Annotated in this window: 16 protein-coding genes and 1 pseudogene; 10 read left to right on the top strand and 7 right to left on the bottom strand. The window is 71.4% G+C overall.

What is annotated here, in order from left to right; genetic code table 11:
• Positions 1 to 409 (bottom strand): annotated as a pseudogene (locus AC07FA_RS22735) (hypothetical protein); the annotation flags it as partial.
• Positions 410 to 439: 30 nt separating this feature from the next.
• On the opposite strand from AC07FA_RS22735, the gene AC07FA_RS22730 reads away from it, so the two are divergent.
• On the top strand, positions 440 to 1,168 hold the full coding sequence (locus AC07FA_RS22730) for a tetratricopeptide repeat protein (protein ID WP_479077777.1): 729 nt from the start codon (positions 440 to 442) through the stop codon (positions 1,166 to 1,168).
• Positions 1,169 to 1,235: 67 nt separating this feature from the next.
• Here the strand turns inward: AC07FA_RS22730 and AC07FA_RS22725 are convergent, their stop codons facing one another.
• The gene (locus tag AC07FA_RS22725) at positions 1,236 to 2,513 is read right to left on the bottom strand and encodes a DUF1015 family protein (protein WP_479077775.1); all 1,278 of its coding nucleotides are present in this window, start codon (positions 2,511 to 2,513) and stop codon (positions 1,236 to 1,238) included.
• Positions 2,514 to 2,584: 71 nt separating this feature from the next.
• Here AC07FA_RS22725 and AC07FA_RS22720 point away from each other — a divergent pair, with 71 nt between their 5' ends.
• Together AC07FA_RS22720 and AC07FA_RS22715 are read left to right on the top strand one after the other, a co-directional pair.
• Positions 2,585 to 3,613: an HAD hydrolase-like protein gene (locus tag AC07FA_RS22720; protein WP_479077774.1), complete on the top strand. Its 1,029-nt coding sequence runs from the start codon at positions 2,585 to 2,587 to the stop codon at positions 3,611 to 3,613.
• Positions 3,614 to 3,763: 150 nt separating this feature from the next.
• Positions 3,764 to 4,567: an ABC transporter ATP-binding protein gene (locus tag AC07FA_RS22715; protein ID WP_479077773.1), complete on the top strand. Its 804-nt coding sequence runs from the start codon at positions 3,764 to 3,766 to the stop codon at positions 4,565 to 4,567.
• A gap of 11 nt (positions 4,568 to 4,578) precedes the next feature.
• Here the strand turns inward: AC07FA_RS22715 and AC07FA_RS22710 are convergent, their stop codons facing one another.
• A complete protein-coding gene (locus tag AC07FA_RS22710) occupies positions 4,579 to 4,926 on the bottom strand; it encodes an SCP2 sterol-binding domain-containing protein (protein WP_479077772.1) in 348 nt (115 codons plus the stop codon).
• Positions 4,927 to 4,969: 43 nt separating this feature from the next.
• On the opposite strand from AC07FA_RS22710, the gene AC07FA_RS22705 reads away from it, so the two are divergent.
• From AC07FA_RS22705 to AC07FA_RS22685, 5 genes are all read left to right on the top strand, one after another.
• Positions 4,970 to 5,272, top strand: a complete 303-nt coding sequence (locus tag AC07FA_RS22705) for a hypothetical protein (protein WP_479077771.1) — start codon at positions 4,970 to 4,972, stop codon at positions 5,270 to 5,272.
• Positions 5,273 to 5,279: 7 nt separating this feature from the next.
• Positions 5,280 to 6,095: a TlyA family RNA methyltransferase gene (locus tag AC07FA_RS22700; RefSeq protein WP_479077770.1), complete on the top strand. Its 816-nt coding sequence runs from the start codon at positions 5,280 to 5,282 to the stop codon at positions 6,093 to 6,095.
• Entirely contained in the window at positions 6,092 to 6,997 is a 906-nt protein-coding gene (locus AC07FA_RS22695) for an NAD kinase (protein ID WP_479077768.1), read from the top strand. Before AC07FA_RS22700 ends, AC07FA_RS22695 begins: the two co-directional genes overlap by 4 nt.
• A gap of 96 nt (positions 6,998 to 7,093) precedes the next feature.
• Positions 7,094 to 8,839, top strand: a complete 1,746-nt coding sequence (gene recN, locus AC07FA_RS22690; RefSeq protein ID WP_479077767.1) for a DNA repair protein RecN — start codon at positions 7,094 to 7,096, stop codon at positions 8,837 to 8,839.
• Between the two features lie 297 nt (positions 8,840 to 9,136).
• The gene (locus tag AC07FA_RS22685; protein WP_479077766.1) at positions 9,137 to 10,231 is read left to right on the top strand and encodes a glycosyltransferase family 4 protein; all 1,095 of its coding nucleotides are present in this window, start codon (positions 9,137 to 9,139) and stop codon (positions 10,229 to 10,231) included.
• 21 nt (positions 10,232 to 10,252) lie between these two features.
• Here AC07FA_RS22685 and AC07FA_RS22680 read toward each other — a convergent pair whose 3' ends face one another.
• The 4 genes from AC07FA_RS22680 to AC07FA_RS22665 all read right to left on the bottom strand — a co-directional run bounded on the left by AC07FA_RS22680 (position 10,253) and on the right by AC07FA_RS22665 (position 16,073).
• Positions 10,253 to 11,878 (bottom strand): PucR family transcriptional regulator, encoded by a 1,626-nt coding sequence (locus AC07FA_RS22680; protein ID WP_479077801.1) that lies wholly within the window; start codon positions 11,876 to 11,878, stop codon positions 10,253 to 10,255.
• Positions 11,879 to 12,059: 181 nt separating this feature from the next.
• A complete protein-coding gene (locus AC07FA_RS22675; RefSeq protein ID WP_479077765.1) occupies positions 12,060 to 13,451 on the bottom strand; it encodes an FAD-binding oxidoreductase in 1,392 nt (463 codons plus the stop codon).
• A 112-nt stretch (positions 13,452 to 13,563) separates the two neighbouring features.
• The gene (locus AC07FA_RS22670) at positions 13,564 to 14,043 is read right to left on the bottom strand and encodes a hypothetical protein (protein ID WP_479077764.1); all 480 of its coding nucleotides are present in this window, start codon (positions 14,041 to 14,043) and stop codon (positions 13,564 to 13,566) included.
• Between the two features lie 227 nt (positions 14,044 to 14,270).
• A complete protein-coding gene (locus AC07FA_RS22665) occupies positions 14,271 to 16,073 on the bottom strand; it encodes a glycoside hydrolase family 15 protein (protein ID WP_479077800.1) in 1,803 nt (600 codons plus the stop codon).
• Between the two features lie 429 nt (positions 16,074 to 16,502).
• Here AC07FA_RS22665 and AC07FA_RS22660 point away from each other — a divergent pair, with 429 nt between their 5' ends.
• Both AC07FA_RS22660 and AC07FA_RS22655 read left to right on the top strand, forming a co-directional pair.
• Entirely contained in the window at positions 16,503 to 18,152 is a 1,650-nt protein-coding gene (locus tag AC07FA_RS22660) for a CTP synthase (protein ID WP_479077763.1), read from the top strand.
• A 79-nt stretch (positions 18,153 to 18,231) separates the two neighbouring features.
• Complete coding sequence (locus AC07FA_RS22655; protein WP_479077761.1) at positions 18,232 to 18,858, top strand: NUDIX domain-containing protein; 627 nt, start codon at positions 18,232 to 18,234, stop codon at positions 18,856 to 18,858.
• Positions 18,859 to 19,001 lie beyond the last annotated feature (143 nt).

The raw sequence follows: 19,001 nt of genomic DNA, 5'->3' as shown, positions 1-19,001 counted from the left end.
TTTCCGCCGCGACGATAACCGTGGTGGCAGCAGCTCCGGTGGCAGCTTCCGTCGTGACGACCGTGCTCCGCGTCGTGATGACGACCGTGGCGGCCGCCCCAGTGGTGGTTTCGAGCGCCGTGACGACCGGCCGCGTGGCCCGCGTCGCGACGACGACCGCCCCAGCAGCGGCTTCCGCCGCGACGACAGCCGGCCCACCGGTGGTGGCTCCGGTGGCGGTTTCCGTCGCGACGACCGCGACCGTGACCGTGACCGGCCGCGTGGGCCGCGTCGTGATGACGACCGTGGTGGATACCGCGGCGGTCAGCGCGACGACCGCGGTGGCCGTTCCGGTGGTTTCGAGCGGCGTGACGAGCGGGATCGTGAGCCGATCAAGCGGCTCCCCATTCCCGACGACGTCACCGGTCACGAGATCGACAAGGACGTTCGCCAGGAGCTCATGAGCCTGCCGAAGACGCTCGCCGAGGACGTGGCGCGCAACCTCGTCATGGTGGCCAATCTGATCGACGAGGACCCCGAGCAGGCGTACGCGTACTCGCGCATCGCTCTGCGGCTGGCCTCGCGTGTGGCCGCTGTGCGGGAGGCCGCCGGCTTCGCCGCGTACGCCACGCAGAAGTACGCCGAGGCGCTGGCGGAGTTCCGGGCGTCCCGTCGGATGACCGGCTCCGTGGAGCTGTGGCCCGTCATGGCCGACTGCGAGCGCGGTCTCGGCCGGCCCGAGCGGGCGATGGACATGGCCGGTGAGCCCGAGGTGCAGAAGCTGGACAAGGCCGGACAGGTCGAGATGCGTCTCGTGGCTGCCGGAGCCCGCAGGGACATGGGGCAGATCGATGCCGCCATCGTCACGCTGCAGGGCCCCGAGCTGGCGTCGAGCGCCGTGCACTCGTGGACTCCGCGACTGCGTTACGCGTACGCGGACGCGCTGCTCGAAGCGGGTCGTGAGGACGAGGCGCGCGAGTGGTTCGGCAAGGCGCTGGAGGCCGACAAGGACGGTTCGACCGACGCGTCGGACCGGCTGGCCGCGCTGGACGGCGTCGAGTTCGTCGACGCTCTCGGTGAGGGCGACCACGAGGCCGTCGAGGCCGACGAGGCCGACGAGCCCGTGGCTGCGGACGACGACCTCGATGAGGACGACGACGAGGACGACGACGAGGCCCCGAAGGCGTAAGCGGTGAAGAAGAGGGCGGCACCCCGGAAGGGGTGCCGCCCTCTTCTGTTTCCGGGGCCGGGCCCGGTCAGTCGAGATCCAAGCTGCGCAGCACGATGCCCGTGGCCGGCTTGGGGCCGAACGAGGTCGACTTGCGCGGCATGGTGACGCCCTGCCGGGCCAGGTCGCGGACGACCTCTTCCCGTACCGGGTGGAGCAGTACCGCCGTCGCGTTGCGGCGTTCGGCCTGTTCGACGGCGGCGGCGGTGTCGTGGATGTACGCGATGTGCTCAGGGGCGTCGGGGATCTGCCAGACGTGGTTGAGCAGAGTGGAGTGCAGGACCGTCGCGTCCAGCGTGCGCCAGGCGAGCGGGCGGTCCGCCGGGACCGTACGGGCCAGGAGTGCCTCGTCCGGGCGGTCGACGAGGTGGAAGCGGCCGTCGCCCGCGAGCAGGAACGCGTTGCCTTCCGTCGTGGCCTCGGCGAGGGCGTCGAGCGCGTGGGGGAGTGGCCCCTCGACGTCCCGGACGCGGAAGAGGCCGTCCAGGGCCGTGAGCGCGTCGGAGACAGGGAGCCCGTGCAGCAGCCGGTGGATGGCGCGGACCTGAAGCGGGTAGCGGGCCGTGTCGACGAGAAGGACAAGGCCGAAGTCCCAGGGGCCGGGGCGGGTCTGTTCCCGCTGGAGCCTGAGGTAGGTGGCCCAGCGGTGGTGACCGTCGGCGATCAGCGCCTGGTGGTGGGAGAGATCCGACTCGATCTCGGCCCTCTCCGCGGGGTCCGTGACGGCCCACAGACGGTGGCTGAACCCGTCCTCGGTCGTGGTGGCGAGGAGCGGCGGGCGCCCCACCATCCGTTCGATCACGGCTGTCGCGCCGGTGCGCCGGCCGTCGCTGCGGTAGGTGAGGAGCAGCGGTTCCAGATGGGCCGCCGTCGTCCGCATCAGGGCGGCCCGGTCCTCGACGACATGGGCCATGACGTCCTCGTGCGGGAGCACGATGCCGTCGGCGGCGGGCGAGAGTGCCAGGGCGCCGATCAGACCGCGTTGCAGGATCTCGCTGTTGCGCTGCTCGTAGACGTACAGCGCAGGGGCCGGGTCGGGCGCGAGCACGCCCTCCGCGAGCCAGTCGTCGAGCGTTGCGGCGGCCTGCTGGTGGCGGGCCGCGGCCGAGTCGGCCTGCGGCAGGATCAGCCGCACGATGTTGTACGGGTCCGCGGACTCCAGGTGGTGGAGCCCGTCGGGCCTGACGACGACGTCGTACGGCGGTGAGGTCACCGCGGCGAGGCTGCCGACCCGCTCGGGGACGTAACGAAGTCCACGGAACGGGATCAGACGCAGCCCCTGTTCGGCGGGACCTGATGTGTTCATTTCTGCATCGTATGTGCGCTCCGCGCATGCGCGATGATCGGGGGAGAGGCATGAACGAGGAGCGTAGGTATATGAGCCAGAAGTACAGGTCCCGACCGCTCGGAAGCAGTGCGGCGCTGAGCGAGGCGTACGACACGGCCCTGCTCGATCTCGACGGGGTGGTGTACGCGGGCGGCCAGGCCATCGTCCATGCCGTCGACTCGCTGAGCACCGCGCGGGACGGCGGGATGCATCTCGCCTATGTGACGAACAACGCGCTGCGGACGCCGGAAGCGGTGGCGGAGCATCTGACCGAACTCGGTGTGCCCGCCGGGGCCGCCGATGTGATCACCTCCGCGCAGGCGGTCGCCCGGCTGATGGCGGATCAACTGCCGTCCGGCGCGCGGGTGCTGGTGATCGGCGGGGAAGGGCTGCGGGTCGCGCTGCGCGAACGCGGTCTGGTGCCCGTGGAGTCGGCGGACGACGATCCGGTGGCCGTGGCCCAGGGGTACGGCGGCCCGGACCTGCCCTGGGGCCGTCTGGCCGAGGCGAGTTACGCGGTCGCGCGCGGTCTGCCGTGGTTCGCGTCCAACACCGACCTGACGATCCCGAGTGCGCGCGGTATCGCTCCCGGCAATGGTGCGGCGGTGGAGGTCGTACGGATCGCGACGGGCGCCGAGCCGCAGGTCGCGGGGAAGCCGTTGCCGCCGATGCACCGCGAGACCGTGCTGCGGACCGGGGCGGAGCGGCCGTTGGTCGTCGGCGACCGGCTGGACACGGACATCGAGGGCGCGTTCAACGGGGGCGTCGACTCGCTGCTGGTGCTCACCGGGGTGACGGACGCCGCTCAGCTCCTGGCGGCCGAGCCGCGGTTCCGGCCGACGTACGTGGACCGGGATCTGCGCGGGCTGCTCACCGGGCAGCCCGAGGTGACGGCGGAGGGCGACGCGGTGCGCTGCGGCGGCTGGCGGGCGTCCGTGCGCGGGGAGGAGCTGGTCCTGGAGGGCGAGGGCGACGAACTCGACGGGCTGCGGGCCCTCTGCGGAGCGGCCTGGACGTCTGCGGGCGAGGGGTCGTGCGGCCTGGACGCGGGGAAGGTGCTGGCGAGGCTGGGGCTGTAGGAGTACGGCGCGGGACGGGGCGGCCGTGACCTGCGGAGCCATGTCGTGCGAGGGTAGGCTAACCTAACTTGGTGTTGGTCGACATGGCTCCCGACCGGCCACGGGGCCGGTCGCCCCGCAGATGACGCCACCGACTCCGGGAGTACGACCATGCAGCGCCTCACCGCAGACTCGGTGACCCTCGGCTACGACCAGCGGGTCATCGCCGAGGACCTCTCGGTCGAGATACCCGACCACTCCTTCACGGTGATCGTCGGCCCCAACGCCTGCGGGAAGTCGACTCTGCTGCGCGCGCTGTCCCGGATGCTGAAGCCGAGTCGGGGGCAGGTCCTCCTGGACGGGCAGTCCATTCACGCGATGCCCGCCAAGAAGGTCGCGAAGCTGCTCGGGCTGCTGCCCCAGACCTCCATCGCTCCGGACGGCATCACCGTCTCCGACCTCGTCGCGCGCGGTCGCTACCCGCACCAGGGCCTGCTGCGGCAGTGGTCGCCCGAGGACGAGCGCGTCGTCGTGGAGTCCATGGAGTCCACGGGCGTCGGCGAGCTGGCCGATCGCTATGTCGACGAATTGTCCGGCGGGCAGCGTCAGCGTGTCTGGATCGCAATGGCGCTCGCCCAGCAGACCCCGCTGCTGCTGCTGGACGAGCCGACGACGTACCTCGACATCCAGCACCAGATCGACGTGCTCGACCTGTGCGCGGAACTGCACGAGACCCGTGGGCGCACGCTCGTCGCCGTCCTGCACGACCTGAACCACGCCGCGCGGTACGCCACCCACCTCATCGCCATGCGCGGGGGCCGGATCGTCGCCGAGGGGCCGCCCGGCGAGGTCGTCACGGCGGAACTCGTCGAGGAGGTGTTCGGGATGCGCTGCCAGGTCATCGACGACCCCGAGACGGGCACACCTCTGGTGGTCCCGGCCGCGCGGAAGGCACGGGCCGGGATCAAGGCCTGAACGGAGGCTCCCTAGAGCAGGGATCTGAGCTTCAGGAGATCCCGGAAGCCGGCCTCCAGACGGACCCGGCCCGAGCCCCAGGCCTTCGCGAAGTTCAGCTCGCCGTCCACCAGGGCCACCAGATCGTCGCCGGTCATCGCCAGGCGGATCTGGGCCTTCTCCCGGGGTGGCCCCTCGACGGTGTCGTCCACCCGGATCCGGCCGTCCTTCAGCCGTCCGGTGAAGGTCACATCGAGATCCTTGATGTGACAGCTCAGTGACCGGTCGAGGTCGGCGGCGGCACGCACGTCCCCCTCGGCCCCGGTGAGGTTGTCGGAAAGTCTGTCGAGTGCGCTGCGGCACTCCGCCATGGTCGCCATATCGCCTCGACGCTACCTCAGCCCTTCGGGGTAGCGTTTCGGCATGAGCGACGACTGGACGCCGGGGCCGGAGACGGCGCCCGGGAGCACGCCCGGGGAACCGGAACCGGCAGCCCCGCCCTCCTTCGAGCCCGCGGCGCCCGCCCCCCTGGGCCTCGTGCGCACCCCCACCGGGAACGCCGAGGTGGACGCGCGGCTGGAGCGTCTGGCCGATGCGGACCACCTCCCGGCGGACGGGCACACCGAGGTGTACGAGGATGTACACCGCGGGCTGCGCGAAGCGCTGTCCGCACTGGACGCCCGGCCCGCACCCGCGCCGATGGCCCCGTACAACCACAGGAGCTGAACCGAACGTGGCAGGAGTGGCACGTCGCCGCCTCGACGCCGAGCTGGTACGCCGTAATCTCGCCCGCTCTCGTGAGCACGCGAGCCAGCTGATCGCAGCGGGGCGGGTGACCGTCGGCGGCACCACCGCGACCAAACCCGCCACGCAGGTCGAGACCAGCGCCGCGGTCGTCGTCACGAAGGACGACAGCGATCCGGAGTACGTCTCGCGCGGCGGGCACAAACTGGCCGGCGCCCTCGCGGCCTTCGTACCTCTGGGGCTGGCGGTGGAGGGGCGGCGGGCGCTGGACGCCGGGGCGTCGACCGGTGGCTTCACCGACGTACTGCTGCGGGCCGGAGCCGACCATGTCGTCGCCGTCGACGTCGGCTACGGGCAGCTCGCCTGGTCGTTGCAGTCCGATGAACGCGTCACCGTCAAGGACCGTACCAACGTACGGGAACTGACGTTGGAGCAGATCGACGGAGTCCCCGTCGACCTGGTGGTCGGCGATCTGTCGTTCATCCCGCTGGGGCTCGTGCTGCCCGCTCTCGCGCGCTGCGCCGCCCCGGACGCGGATCTGGTCCTCATGGTCAAGCCGCAGTTCGAGGTGGGCAAGGAACGGCTCGGCAGCGGCGGAGTGGTCCGCAGCCCCGAACTGCGGGCCGAGGCGGTACGGGAGGTGGCGCGCCGGGCCGGTCTGCTGGGCCTGGGGGTGCGGGGTGTGACGGCGAGTCCGCTGCCCGGGCCTTCGGGGAACGTCGAGTACTTTCTGTGGCTGCGGGCCGGAGCACCTGAGCTGGATCCCGCGGATGTCGACCGTGCAGTGGCGGAGGGGCCTCGTTGACGACGAATACGGCACGAACAGTATTTCTTCTCGCGCACACCGGGCGGCCGGCCGCGATCCGCAGCGCCGAACTCGTCGTGCAGGGGCTGCTGCGCAGCGGCCTCGGTGTGCGGGTGCTGGCGCATGAGGCGGCCGATCTGCCGCTGCCGCCGGCCGTCGAGATCGTCAGCGAGACCGGCCCCGCGGCGGTGGACGGCTGCGAGCTGCTGATCGTCCTCGGCGGGGACGGCACCCTGCTGCGCGGCGCCGAGATCTCCCGGGCCTCCGGGGTGCCGATGCTCGGCGTCAACCTCGGTCGCGTCGGCTTCCTCGCGGAGGCCGAGCGGGACGACCTGGACCAGGTGGTCGAGCGGGTCGTCACCCGGGCCTACCAGGTCGAGGAGCGTATGACGCTCGATGTCGTCGTGCACAGCAACGGCGACATCGTGCACACCGACTGGGCGCTCAACGAGGCCGCCGTGCAGAAGGTGTCGCCCGACCGGATGCTGGAAGTCGTCCTGGAGATCGACGGCCGGCCGGTCACCGGGTTCGGCTGCGACGGCATCGTCTGCGCGACTCCGACCGGTTCCACCGCATACGCGTTCTCGGCGGGCGGACCCGTGGTCTGGCCGGAGGTCGAGGCACTGCTGATGGTGCCGATCAGCGCCCACGCGCTGTTCGCGAAACCGCTCGTGACCTCCCCGACCTCGGTGCTCGCCGTCGAGGTCCAGCCGCACACCCCGCACGGGGTGCTGTGGTGCGACGGTCGCAGGACCGTGGAGCTGCCCGCGGGCGCGCGGGTCGAGGTGCGGCGCGGTGCGGTGCCCGTACGGCTGGCGCGGCTGCACCAGGCATCGTTCACGGACCGGCTCGTCGCCAAGTTCGCGCTGCCCGTTTCGGGGTGGCGGGGAGCGCCCCACTGATCGGCCGGATGCCCGGCATCGTCACCGTCCCGCGCACCGGAGAGTGAACCGGGGACCGGGCCCCGTCGCATACCGGGGTCCGGACCTCGTAAGGTCGTGTCCGTGTTGGAGGAGATGCGGATACGGTCGCTCGGAGTCATCGACGACGCGGTGGTGGAGCTGTCACCCGGTTTCACCGCGGTGACGGGCGAGACCGGCGCGGGCAAGACCATGGTCGTCACCAGTCTGGGGCTGCTGCTCGGAGGGCGTGCCGACCCCGCCCTCGTGCGGGTCGGGGCCAAGGCCGCGGTCGTCGAGGGGCGGATCACGGTCTCCGAGGGCGACGCGGCGGCGCTGCGCGCCGAGGAGGCCGGGGCCGAGCTCGACGACGGCGCCCTGCTCATCAGCCGTACCGTTTCGGCCGAGGGGCGTTCCCGCGCTCATCTCGGCGGGAGGTCCGTGCCCGTCGGGGTGCTGGCCGAGCTCGCCGACGAACTCGTCGCCGTACACGGACAGACCGATCAGCAGGGGCTCCTGAAGCCCGCCCGGCAGCGTCAGGCACTCGACCGGTACGCGGGTGACGCCGTGGACGTGCCCCGTACCACGTACGCGTCCGCCTACCGGCGGCTGCGCGCGGTCGCCGCCGAGCTCGACGAGCTGACCACGCGCGCCCGCGAACGGGCCCAGGAAGCGGACCTGCTGCGCTTCGGTCTCAACGAGGTCGCCTCCGTCGAACCGCGGCCGGGCGAGGACGTCGAACTGGCCGCGGAGGCGGAACGGCTCGGTCACGCCGACGCGCTCGCCTCCGCCGCGGCCCTCGCCCACGGAGCGCTCGCGGGCGATCCGGAGGACCAGGAAGGCGTCGACGCCACGACGGTGGTCGCGGCCGCCGGCCGGTCCCTGGAGGCCGTCCGGGCCCACGATCCGGCGCTGGCCGGGCTCGCGGACCGGATCGGAGAGATCTCCATCCTGCTGGCCGACGTGGCCGGGGAGCTGGCCGGATACGCCGACCAGCTGGAATCCGATCCGCTGCGGCTCGCCGCGGTCGAGGAACGGCGCGCGGCGCTCGGTACGCTCACCCGCAAATACGGCGAGGACATCGCCGCGGTGCTGGCCTGGGCCGAGGACGGAGCCGCCCGGCTCACCGAGCTGGAGGGCGACGACGACCGGATCGGCGAGCTCACGGCGGAGCGCGACGCGCTGCGGGGCGAACTCTCCGGACTCGGACAGGCGTTGACCGACGCGCGTACGGAGGCGGCGGAGCGTTTCGCCGAGGCCGTGACCGAGGAGCTGGCGGAGCTCGCGATGCCCCACGCCAGGGTCTCGTTCGCGATCAGGCAGACCGAGGCGCCGGACGAGGCGTCCGGCATCGACATCGGTGGCCGGAGCGTCCTCTACGGTCCCTCCGGCGCCGACGAGGTCGAACTGCTGCTGGCGCCGCACCCCGGAGCCCAGCCGCGGCCGATCGCCAAGGGCGCTTCGGGCGGTGAGCTGTCCCGCGTGATGCTGGCCGTCGAGGTGGTGTTCGCGGGGTCCGCCCCGGTGCCGACGTACCTCTTCGACGAGGTCGACGCGGGAGTCGGCGGTAAGGCCGCCGTCGAGGTCGGCCGGCGCCTGGCGAAGCTCGCCCGGTCCGCGCAGGTCGTGGTCGTGACCCATCTCCCCCAGGTGGCCGCGTTCGCGGACCGGCAACTGCTGGTCGAGAAGACGGTCGACGGTTCCGTGACGAGGAGTGGCGTCACGGTCCTGGAGGGCGAGGACAGGGTCCGGGAGCTCTCGCGGATGCTCGCCGGCCAGGAGGACTCGGAGACCGCCCGCGCCCACGCGGAGGAGCTGCTGGCCTCGGCACGGGCGGACAGGTAGGGCGGGTACGAGGACGGGGACGGGGGCCGGGACCCCGGCCGCCGACTCGCCGGGCCACCGCGCCCGGGCGGTCGTACGGCCCCGGTACGGGCGCCGGCGGGCTGCCCGCCGGGCCCGGCCTCCGGTGCCCGGGTGGCAAGGGCGCGCCAGCCGTCTCACCCGTTCGGGTGGGGTGGTACGGCTCGTTGTCACCAGGCGCACGGCAACAAGGTCCCGGCGGTCCCGGAACGTGCGTACGGACTGGCATCCTTGGCGCTGTACGTACCGCCGACTCGGGAGCCCCGGGAGCCATCCAACGTGTCACAGCTGCATACGGTCCAAGTCCTGGGCGGGGGCAGTGCGGGCAGCAGCGCGCATGTCAGCTCGCTGTCCGCGGGGCTCGTGGCCAGGGGCGTGCGGGTCACGGTCTGCGCACCGGCCGAGCTGGACCGCGCCTACGACTTCCCCGCCACCGGAGCGCACTTCGCACCGGTTCCCCGGCGCAGTGACCCCTCCGCCGTCGCGGCGCTGCGTGCCGCCTGCGCGGACGCCGACGTCGTGCACGCCCATGGACTGCACGCGGCGGTACGCGCCGGGCTCGCGCTCAGCGGACGGCGCACCCCGCTGGTCCTGACCTGGCACACCCGGTCCCACGCCGAAGGCGCCCGGCGCCGGCTGGTGCGTCTGCTGGAGCGAAGGGCCGCCCGTGCGGCGGCCGTTGTCCTCGGTACGTCGTCGGATCTGGTCGACCGGGCCCGCAGGTGCGGTGCGCGCGACGCCAGGCTCGCGCCGGTCGCGGTACCGCTCGCCCGGTTCCCTGTCAGCCTGCACGACGGCAAGGCGCGGGCCGAACTGGGCGCGGTGGACAGGCCGTTGCTGATGTCCGTGGGCAGCCTCGTGCCGGCCCACGGATACGACACGCTGCTGGACGCCGCACGCATGTGGCGTGAACTCGACCCCGTACCCCTGCTGATCATCGCGGGGGAGGGGCCGTGCAGGGCGGCCCTGCAACGCCGGATCAGGGACGAGCAGCTGCCCGTCGTCCTGATCGGCTGCCGGGAGGACGTCGGTGAGCTCCTCGCGGCAGCCGATGTGGCGATCCTGTCCAGCCGCTGGGAGGCCCGGTCGCTCCTGGCCCAGGAGGCGTTGCGGCTCGGTGTTCCGCTGGTCGCCACCGAGGTCGGCGGTGTACCCGAACTCGTGGGTGACGCCGCCGAGCTGGTCCCGTACGGGAACGCCGAAGCGCTCGCCCGCGCGGTGACCCGGCTGCTCGGCGACCCGGAGCAGCGGGAACGGCTCGCGGCCGCGGGGCCCGTACAGGCAGCCGGCTGGCCGACCGAGGACGACACGATCGCGCACGTGCTGTCCGTGTACGACGAGGTGGCCCAGCCGCAGCTGCTCCGCCCGCACTGACTCGCGGACCGGGGCGGGGTGTTACGAGGCGTGGCGGCGGGCGCGCAGGGCGAGGCTCAGCGCCAGCACCGTCTGCGGATCGTCCAGATCGGTGCCCAGCAGCTCACCGATGCGGGCCAGCCTGTTGTAGAGCGTCTGCCGGTTCAGATGCAGTTCGCGGGCGGTCTCCGCCTTGCGGCCCGCATGGGCGAGGTAGGCCTCCAGGGTGGGCAGGAGCGGGGGCCGCGAGGTGCGGTCGTGATCACGCAGCGGGCCGATCGCCCGGTCCACGAAGGCCGCCAGATCCGGATGGTCCCTCAGCCGCCACAGCAGCAGATCGATATCGAGGCGCCGGGCGTCGTACCACGGACGGTCGCTGAGACCCTGCGCCGCGGCTGCCGTCTCCGCCGCGTGGCGCAGCCCTGCTCCGGCCGCCGCCCAGCCGCCCGCCACACCGACCACGACGACCGGCGGATGCGATCCGGCGCGCTCCAGGCCGGCGCGTGCCACGCCCGCCCGCAGCGCCGCCGCGACCCGGTCGGCCACCGCCGTGCGCTCGGTCTCCGAACGCAGCCCCAGCAGCAACGGAACCCTGCCTTCCACCGGCCGGACACCGAGCAGCACGGGCACGCCGACCGATGACAGCTCCTCCAGGACGGCGCGGGCGAGGAGCGCCCAGTTGCCCGAGGGGGAGAGTTCCGGTGCCAGTCGCATCACCACGGGCAGCAGCGGAGCCTCGCCCGGCTTGAAACCGAGGACCTTGGCCTGGGCGGGCGCGTCCTCGGCGGTGATCCGGCCCTCGGCGAGGTCGGTGAGGAAGTCTCCCCGGCCGCGCGCCGCCAGCTCCTCCTCCTGGCGCGCCTGCATCAGGACGACGGCGATGAGGCCCGCGGCCCGGTCGGCCGCCATCCGGTGCACGGGCACCAGTGGCCCGTCCACGGCCAGCAGCACCAGCCTGGCCCGCACCGAGCCGGCCCCCGCGCCACCGCCCGGCACGTCCACCAGCAGCGCACCGGTGGGCGGGGCCTCGCGGGCCGCCCGCCCACCGCGCATCCCGTCCCAGACCTGGAGCGGGTCCGCGCTCCCCGGCCGGGTCCCGGTGCCCGCCGCGTACAGCAACTGGCCGTCGGCGGTCTCCAGGAAGACCGGGTTGGCGGTGAAGTCCGCGAGGATGCCGAGCACCTGCGGGACCCCGCCACCGCCCAGCAGGGCGTGGGTGCAGCGCCTGTGCACCTCCTCGGCCTGCTGGAGCAGCGCGTAGTGCCCGTTGACGATCTCGGTGTGGACCTCCTCGGTCACCGCCACGAACGGCACCTCGCGGTGCAGCTGCACGAGCGGCAGCCCGGCGGCCCGCGCGGCGTCCACGATGGACGCGGGAAGGCGGCTGAAACGCGGCCCGAGCTCCACGACGAGCGCGGCTATCCCGCGGTCGGCGAGACGGCGGACGAAGGCCCGCTGCTCGGCGGGGCGGGTTCCGAGCCCCAGGCCGGTGGTGAGCAGCAGCTCGCCGCCCTTGAGGAGCGACGCGATGTTGGGCACCTCGCCCGCGTGCACCCAGCGCACCGTACGGTTCAGCCGGTCCGCGCCGGCCACGACCTCTGGTAGCCCGCCGCGCAGCCCGGGGAGCTCCAGCGCGCGCTGGACGGTTATTCCGCCTTGGGTCTCCACTGACTGCGGCCTCACGCTTCCACTCGGGTCCGACGGGCTGTCGTCCTGACCAGGAAGCTACCGGCATAAGGGGGCCCTGAACATCGACGCGGCGGCCCGTCCGGCAGCGGGGTGCACACAGGCTGGACAACTCGTCGCGCGCACGGCCGGTTTGCCCGCCGCTCTGCCGGTGTGCCGTGCCTCACACCGGTGAGGCCGGCTGGATGTTGTGGTTGAGGCGGAACGCGTTGCCGGGGTCGTACCGGGCCTTGACCTCTGCCAGCCGCGCGTAGTTCTGGGCGCCGACGCCCTCGACGACCCGGTCCGCTCCCTCGTTCCCGATGAAGTTCAGGTACACGGCGCCACCGGACCAGGGGCGCATGGCGGCGCGTACGTCGCGTACCCACTGTCTGGCCCGCGCGTCGTCGGACGGGCTGTCCCACACGCCGAAGGGATGGACCGCCCAGGGGGCGGAGCGCCACGGCAGCGGGTATCCGGCGGTGTTCCTGGCCACCGCACCGCCCATCGGGAACAACACGTGCTGGGTCGCCGAGGGCATCGGAATGTCCGAAGCGCGGGCGCAGAACGCGCTCACCGCCGCGTCCGGGAGGCTCTCCAGGTACTCGGCGGACCAGTAGTTCCGCTTGCCGGGCGGGTCGTCCAGCATGCACTGGAGATCCGCGTACGGCAGTTCGGCGACGACCTCCGCCTCGGGCCCGAGCGCGAGCAGCGGGGCGGCCACGGAGCGGACCTGCTCCTCCGGCCCCGCGCAGGTGATCAGCGTCAAGCAGACCAGTGTGCCGACCAGATGCTCCGGTACGAAGTCCTCCGGCGGCGCGGTCAGGTAGAGGCAGCCGCCGCCCGCCTCGTCCGGCGCCGACTCCATCACGTCGCGGAACGTCTCCACCGCGCGGGGGCCGCCCTCCGGCCGGTGGAGCAGCAGGGCCATGCTCATCGCCGGCAGGTCGTGCAGTTCGAGGGTGAGGGAGGTGGCGACGCCGAAGTTGCCGCCGCCGCCGTGCAGGGCCCAGAACAGGTCGGGGTTCTCGTCCGCGCTCGCGTGCACCGTCTCGCCGTCGGCGGTGACCAGGTCGGCGCCCAGCAGGTTGTCGCAGGCGAGGCCGAACTTCCGCTCCAGCCACCCGGAACCGCCGCCGAGAGTGAAGCCTCCGACACCGGTGGTGGAGACCCGGCCGCCGGTCGTCGCCAGGGCGTACGGCTGGGTGGCCCGGTCCAGGTCGCCCATGACGGCGCCGCCACCGACGTGTGCCGCGCGGGAAGCGGGGTCGACCGTCACTTCGTTCATGCGGCGCAGGTCCACGACGAGGCCGCCTTCGCTCAACGCCATGCCGGCCACGCCGTGGCCGCCACCGCGCACAGCGATCTCCAGGCCGTGTGCGGTGGCGAAACGCACGGCGTGCGCCACATCGGCGGGGGACTCGCACTGGGCGATGACGGAGGGGTGCCGGTCGATCATGGCGTTGAAGACGGTGCGGGCCTCGTCGTAGCCGGCGTCGGCGGGCGTGAGCACATCTCCCGCGAAATCCTCACGAAAGCCGGTGAGGTGGGCTTCGGCTGTGCTGCGGGGCGCCATCGCGGGCCCCCTTCCGGAGGCGTGACAGGACAGTCCAAGCGTATGACCGCTTGCTCGTACCGGCCCTTCGGCGTCTGTCCTGCCACCGCACCGTGCCTGCGGAATCGAGCGGTCAGCAGTGGACCGCTTTTGTCTCGGTGTGCGCCAGGCTGTAATTGCTGGAGGGGTCCTCGACCCAGCCCGCCAGCTGCACACAGCGATTGGCCATCCCGGTCCATGAGCGGGGACCGGCGTAGGAATAATAACTACCGCTGTCCGTCTGCCCCGCTGCGCCGTTGTAATTGCAGTCATAGCCTGCCGACACACCGGACTGGCATTTCCAGATGGACACCAGGATGTCCTTCCTGACGCTGTGACTGAAGCGCGTGTCGACAGTGACGGCGCAGTTGGTTCCGCCGTCCGCCGTGCTGTAGTAAAGCTGTATCTCGCCGTACTTCACGCCGCCGCCGGTCCTCACGTCGTACGTGTCGACGAGGTTCCCGGGGCATCCGTAAGCACCCAGCGCTCCGGCTTCGGCCGCAGATGCCTGAGGTGCGGAAATGCCGAGCAGAAGGATTCCGCAAACGGCGGACAGGACCGTCAATCTTCGCATGGTGCTTCCTTTTGTGGCCGGTGTTCGCCTCGTGCGACGCACGGTCCACAGTTAAGCAATGCGTCAGTTGACCCTCAAGGTTCCCGGATTGGTTGGCGTAAATACGCCAGCCTTACCTGAGGTGAGGAAATCACTGATTAATAATTGCGTTCGGCAGCGATATGCCCCGGCCGCGCCTTTTGGCGGCGGCCGGGGCATTCCGTACTCGCAGAGACGGCGCCGTGCGCTCAGCCGACGTACGCCCCGCTCGCCGTCAGCCGAAGGGCCGTGTCGATCAGCGGCACGTGACTGAACGCCTGCGGGAAGTTGCCCACCTGACGTTGCAGCCGGGGGTCCCACTCCTCCGCGAGCAGCCCCAGGTCGTTGCGGAGCGCGAGCAGCTTCTCGAAGAGCCGGCGGGCCTCGTCGACCCGCCCGATCATGGCGAGGTCGTCCGCGAGCCAGAACGAACACGCCAGGAACGCGCCCTCGTCGCCCTCCAGGCCGTCCACGCCCGCGTTCTCGCCCGAGGTCGGATAGCGGAGCACGAAACCGTCCTCCGTGGACAGCTCCCGCTGGATCGCCTCGATCGTGCCGATGACCCGTTTGTCGTCCGGCGGCAGGAAGCCCATCTGCGGAATCAGCAGCAGCGACGCGTCCAGCTCCTTCGAGCCGTAGGACTGCGTGAAGGTGTTGCGTTCCGCGTCGTAACCCCGGTCGCAGACATCGCGGTGGATGTCGTCGCGCAGCTCGCGCCAGCGCTCCAGCGGTCCCTCCGCGTCGCCGGACTCGATCAGCTTGATGGTGCGGTCGACCGCTACCCAGGCCATCACCTTGGAGTGCACGAAGTGGCGGCGCGGGCCGCGTACCTCCCAGATGCCCTCGTCCGGCTCGTCCCAGTGCTTCTCCAGGTACTCGATCAGCTTGAGCTGGAGGCCCATCGCGTAGTCGTTGCGGGTCAGGCCGGTCATGTGCGCCAGGTGCAGCGCCTCGGTGACCTCGCCGTACACATCGAGCTGGAGCTGCCCCGCCGCGCCGTTGCCGACGCGGACCGGGCCGGAGTTCTCGTAGCCGGGCAGCCAGTCCAGCTCCGCCTCGCCCAGCTCCCGTTCGCCCGCGATCCCGTACATGATCTGGAGGTTCTCCGGGTCTCCGGCGACGGCCCGCAGCAGCCATTCGCGCCAGGCCCGGGCCTCCTCGCGGTAGCCGGTGCGCAGCAGCGAGGACAGGGTGATCGCCGCGTCACGCAGCCAGGTGTAGCGGTAGTCCCAGTTGCGTACGCCCCCGATCTCCTCCGGCAGGGAGGTCGTCGGGGCCGCCACGATGCCGCCCGTGGGCGCGTACGTCAGGGCCTTGAGGGTGATCAGGGAGCGGACCACGGCCTCCCGGTAGGGCCCGTGGTACGTGCACTGGTCGACCCACTCGCGCCAGAACTGCTCCGTCGCCTCCAGGGACCCTTCCGGGTCGGGGAGGGCGGGGGGCTCGCGGTGCGAGGGCTGCCAGCTGATCGTGAGCGCGACCCGGTCACCCGGCCCGACGGTGAAGTCGGAGTACGTCGTCAGGTTCTTTCCGTAGGTCTCGGCCGGAGTGTCCAGCCAGACCGAGTCGGGACCGGCGACGGCGACGGTACGGCCGTCGACCTTGTGCACCCAGGGCGTGACCCGTCCGTAGCTGAACCGCATGCGCAGTTCCGAGCGCATCGGCACACGGCCGCTCACGCCCTCCACGATGCGGATCAGCTGCGGCGCACCGTCACGCGGCGGCATGAAATCGGTCACGCGGACGGTGCCGCGCGGCGTGTCCCACTCCGATTCCAGGATGAGGGAATCCCCTCGGTAGCGGCGACGGTCCGCGTAAGGCGGTGGTGTCTCCGAGCCGGTCGTCGGAGCCAGACGCCAGAAGCCGTGCTCCTCGGTGCCCAGCAGTCCTGCGAAGACGGCGTGTGAATCGAAGCGGGGCAGGCACAGCCAGTCGGCTGTGCCGTCCCGGCAGACCAGGGCAGCGGTCTGCATGTCTCCGATGAGTGCGTAATCCTCGATGCGCCCGGCCACGTGCGTCTCCAGTCGAACGGCCATGTCGCCCCGAGGGGCGCTTACTGCGGGTCAAGGGTCTTGTAGAAGAACCGACGAGATCTCGCACCGGCCGTGCGGGCGGGGGTGGTGCCGCTGGCCGGCCAACTCGGCAGCGAGTGTCCGAGCAGGATACGACGCAAAAGGATGATCCGCGCGACCGTCTTGACAACGCCGCTGCGCCGAACGGGTGGGACGTGAAACGAGTGCGGTCATCCTGTGTGGCCCGTGTGACGGAGTGTGGCCGGAAGCAGCCTCTCGCGGTCGCTGTTACCCTGGTAGCCCGTGGACCGGTGGTCGTTCCCGACAGTGGACGAGGCCCCCGAACCGCAGCGACGGCACCTCCGGAATCCCCGGTACGGCACGCCGGTACGCACCTCACGATCGCGACCACGGGAGCCCCCTTTGGCTATGCAGCCCACATCCACGACGACCAAGCACATCTTCGTCACCGGGGGTGTCGCCTCCTCCCTCGGCAAGGGTCTGACTGCCTCCAGCCTGGGTGCCCTGCTCAAGGCACGGGGCCTGCGGGTCACCATGCAGAAGCTCGACCCCTACCTCAATGTCGACCCGGGCACGATGAACCCCTTCCAGCACGGAGAGGTGTTCGTCACCAACGACGGCGCCGAGACCGACCTGGACATCGGCCACTACGAGCGTTTCCTCGACGTCGACCTCGACGGCTCGGCCAACGTCACCACCGGCCAGGTCTACAACACGGTCATCGCCAAGGAGCGCCGCGGTGAGTACCTGGGCGACACCGTCCAGGTCATCCCGCACATCACCAACGAGATCAAGCACCGCATCCGCCGCATGGCGACCGACGACGTCGACGTCGTCATCACCGAGGTCGGCGGCACGGTCGGCGACATCGAGTCGCTGCCGTTCCTGGAGACCGTCCGCCAGGTCCGCCACGAGGTCGGCCGGGACAACGTCTTCGTGGTCCACATCTCGCTGCTGCCCTACATCGGGCCGTCCGGCGAGCTGAAGACCAAGCCCACCCAGCACTCGGTCGCGGCCCTGCGCAACATCGGTATCCAGCCGGACGCCATCGTCCTGCGCGCCGACCGTGAGGTCCCCACCGCCATCAAGCGCAAGATCTCGCTGATGTGCGACGTCGACGAGACCGCCGTGGTGGCCTGCCCGGACGCCCGTTCGATCTACGACATCCCCAAGGTGCTGCACACCGAGGGTCTGGACGCCTACGTCGTGCGCAAGCTCGACCTGCCGTTCCGCGATGTCGACTGGACCACGTGGGACGACCTGCTGGACCGCGTCCACAACCCCGACCACGAGGTCACCGTCGCGCTCGTCGGCAAGTACATCGACCTGCCCGACGCGTACCTCTCCGTCACCGAGGCCATCCGGGCCGGCGGTTTCGCGAACAGGGCCCGTGTCCAGGTCAAGTGGGTCGCGTCCGACGACTGCAAGACCCCGGCCGGCGCCGCGAAGCAGCTCGCCGACGTCGACGCGATCTGCGTCCCCGGCGGCTTCGGCGACCGCGGTGTCAACGGCAAGATCGGCGCCATCCAGTACGCCCGCGAGAACAAGGTGCCGCTGCTCGGCCTCTGCCTCGGCCTCCAGTGCATCGTGATCGAGGCGGCGCGCAACCTCGCCGAGATCCCCGACGCCAACTCCACCGAGTTCGACGCCGCCACCTCCCACCCCGTCATCTCGACGATGGAGGAGCAGCTGGCGTACGTCGAGGGCGCGGGCGACCTGGGCGGCACGATGCGCCTCGGTCTCTACCCGGCGAAGCTCGCCGAGGGTTCGGTCGTCCGTGAGGCGTACGCCGACCAGCCCTACGTGGAGGAGCGTCACCGCCACCGCTACGAGGTCAACAACACCTACCGCGCGGAGCTGGAGAAGAAGGCCGGTCTGGTCTTCTCCGGCACCTCCCCGGACAACAAGCTCGTCGAGTTCGTCGAGTACCCGCGCGACGTCCACCCCTACCTGGTCGCGACCCAGGCGCACCCGGAGCTCATGTCCCGCCCGACCCGCCCGCACCCGCTCTTCGCGGGCCTGGTGAAGGCGGCCGTGGAGCGCAAGACGGCCAAGTAGCCGGCACGGGATACGGTTGGCCGGGGTACGGGTCCGCAAGGACGCGTACCCCGGTTTCTGTTTTCGTGGGAGGACGTACATGGGTTTCCAGGACACGCCCGAGGAGTGGCAGGTCACCGCGACCGCGACGCCCTTCACCGGTAAGAAGACCAGCATCCGGGCCGACGACGTCGTCATGCCCGACGGCAGCGTCGCCCGCCGCGACTACCAGGTCCACCCCGGCTCCGTCGCCGTCCTCGCGCTCGACGAGGACGGCCGGGTCCTCGTTCTGCGGCAGTACCGCCACCCCGTGCGCCACAAGCTCTGGGAGATCCCGGCCGGGCTGCTCGACATCCCCGGTGAGAACCCCTTGCACGCCGCCCAGCGCGAGCTGTACGAGGAGGCGCACGTCAAGGCCGAGGACTGGCGGGTGCTGACCGACGTCTACACCACTCCGGGCGGCTGCGACGAAGCCGTGCGGATCTTCCTGGCCCGGGACCTCTCCGAGGTGGTGGGCGAACGCTTCGAGGTCGCCGAGGAGGAGGCCGACATGGAGCTGGCGCGGGTGCCGCTCCAGGAGCTCGTACGCGGTGTGCTCGCCGGGGATCTGCACAACAACTGTCTGGTCGTGGGAGTCCTCGCGCTCACCGCCGTACTCGGTGGCGAGGGCCTGGAGTCACTGCGTCCAGCCGAAGCCCCGTGGCCGGCCAGGCCGTTCGAGGCCTGACGCTCCGTCCGCCGCTCCTCGCCGTGAACCCTTGCCTCCGGTCGGACGATCGTAAGAAACGCTGATCCGATCGGGGGACCCCTCCGCCGCGCTCCACCGTGATCTTCCGCACCCCTGAACTACGCTCGGTAAGCCCCGACCGG

The sequence above is a fragment of the Streptomyces sp. NPDC045968 genome, from assembly GCF_056430475.1.
Note: the sequence above shows the minus strand (reverse complement) of the source record. Positions and strands in the feature narration are given on the sequence as shown.

Excerpts from the sequence above, each read along its gene's own strand:
- AC07FA_RS22655 (WP_479077761.1), top strand. The coding sequence starts at position 18,232 with ATGGGTTTCCAGGACACGCCCGAGGAGTGGCAGGTCACCGCGACCGCG.
- AC07FA_RS22710 (WP_479077772.1), bottom strand. The coding sequence starts at position 4,926 with ATGGCGACCATGGCGGAGTGCCGCAGCGCACTCGACAGACTTTCCGAC.
- AC07FA_RS22675 (WP_479077765.1), bottom strand. The coding sequence starts at position 13,451 with ATGGCGCCCCGCAGCACAGCCGAAGCCCACCTCACCGGCTTTCGTGAG.
- AC07FA_RS22670 (WP_479077764.1), bottom strand. The coding sequence starts at position 14,043 with ATGCGAAGATTGACGGTCCTGTCCGCCGTTTGCGGAATCCTTCTGCTC.
- AC07FA_RS22720 (WP_479077774.1), top strand. The coding sequence starts at position 2,585 with ATGAGCCAGAAGTACAGGTCCCGACCGCTCGGAAGCAGTGCGGCGCTG.
- AC07FA_RS22705 (WP_479077771.1), top strand. The coding sequence starts at position 4,970 with ATGAGCGACGACTGGACGCCGGGGCCGGAGACGGCGCCCGGGAGCACG.
- AC07FA_RS22730 (WP_479077777.1), top strand. The coding sequence starts at position 440 with ATGAGCCTGCCGAAGACGCTCGCCGAGGACGTGGCGCGCAACCTCGTC.
- AC07FA_RS22660 (WP_479077763.1), top strand. The coding sequence starts at position 16,503 with ATGCAGCCCACATCCACGACGACCAAGCACATCTTCGTCACCGGGGGT.
- AC07FA_RS22725 (WP_479077775.1), bottom strand. The coding sequence starts at position 2,513 with ATGAACACATCAGGTCCCGCCGAACAGGGGCTGCGTCTGATCCCGTTC.
- AC07FA_RS22715 (WP_479077773.1), top strand. The coding sequence starts at position 3,764 with ATGCAGCGCCTCACCGCAGACTCGGTGACCCTCGGCTACGACCAGCGG.